Source organism: Roseibium sp. RKSG952 (assembly GCF_009711355.1).
In genome coordinates, this window is the sequence record NZ_SMMF01000466.1 from 1 (window position 1) to 1,161 (window position 1,161).

Here is a 1,161-nt window from a genome sequence, read left to right on the forward strand (position 1 = left end):
GGCCAGAAGAACCAAAAACGGGTCGAGGCGTTGCGAGCGCTCACGACCGCGTTTCTGTCCGCATACGCGAATTATAATGAGATTGCCTTCCGCGATATGACGAACGGTTTCTTCGAGAGAAACTCCCTAAGCCTCGTCACTGAGAAGCGTCGCTAGGTGTCACTTTCCGGGCAAGGGTCCCCATTACCTGAAACACGCCGCAAAGCCCCGTCCTTCAAGGACGATGCTGGAACGGACTTGACCGTCTCGCAGGAGGAATACCCTCCCTTTAAGGAGGGGTGGAAGTCAAGATGCAACCTTTGGCCCGATATTGAAGGGGATGTCGCTGTCTCTGCGGCGGCCGAGGAAATTGCCCATGGAGAGAAGATCGACTTTCTCCCGGAGATTTGGCTCTTCAGACTGATTGGTGAAAGGTTCTCCGTTTTCGTCTACAACCGAGATTTCGAATTCGTCGAGCATTGCAATGGCGACATGACAATGGAATACTTCCAGTGCGATTTCTTCGTAAAGCTCTTCGGGTGCATCTTTATCGATCTCGATCTCGTAGGTTCCGGGAACCTTATCGTTGATGTCATCTTCGTGGGTTGCGACTCCGTCTACGACTACGAATGCTTCAGTCATGTTTTCTCCTTGGTTGCGCTTCCTTTAAATTCGACAGTGGGTTTGCAGGGAACAATGGGATGACCCTATTTTTGTCGGATCGGGTTTCAACATAGATCGAATCTCTTCCTATACGTACGAAGAACCCGACGCAACGCTCTTTGTCTCAATCGTGAAGACTCACGAAATCCATGGGAAATGCCCGCACGAATGGCGGCGCTCTAGACATTAGTCGTCACCAACGAATGCTACATGCTGGCGAGCGTCGCTCTGTCCGAGCGAATCAATGCGAGATTGCCGCAAAGGTTCGTCCTCGCTTCTTGTGGGGCGTTCGAATCCCACCGATTCCGGCACTAATTGTACTCTCGTTCTTTACGGCTTGGCGGAAGCGGTGGGATTCGAACGCCCGGACCCTTGCGTGTCGACCGCTTTCGAAGCGGGTGTATTAAGCCAGACTCTGCCATCCTTCAAGCACATAGGGGTGCTTCAGGGAGGCGGCCCAGGGAGCTACTCCGGTCAGCTTTCCGGAACCGGCCAGAAGAACCAAAAACGCGTCGAGGC

1 protein-coding gene is annotated in these 1,161 nt (G+C 53.1%); it reads right to left on the reverse strand.

Going from position 1 to position 1,161, the window contains the following annotated elements:
• Window positions 1-285: 285 nt before the first annotated feature.
• Window positions 286-621, reverse strand: a complete 336-nt coding sequence (locus E1297_RS01595; protein ID WP_155133052.1) for a hypothetical protein — start codon at window positions 619-621, stop codon at window positions 286-288.
• Window positions 622-1,161 lie beyond the last annotated feature (540 nt).

What these genes read in the sequence shown, in the direction of transcription:
- E1297_RS01595 (WP_155133052.1), bottom strand. Translation starts at nt 621, where the DNA reads ATGACTGAAGCATTCGTAGTCGTAGACGGAGTCGCAACCCACGAAGAT.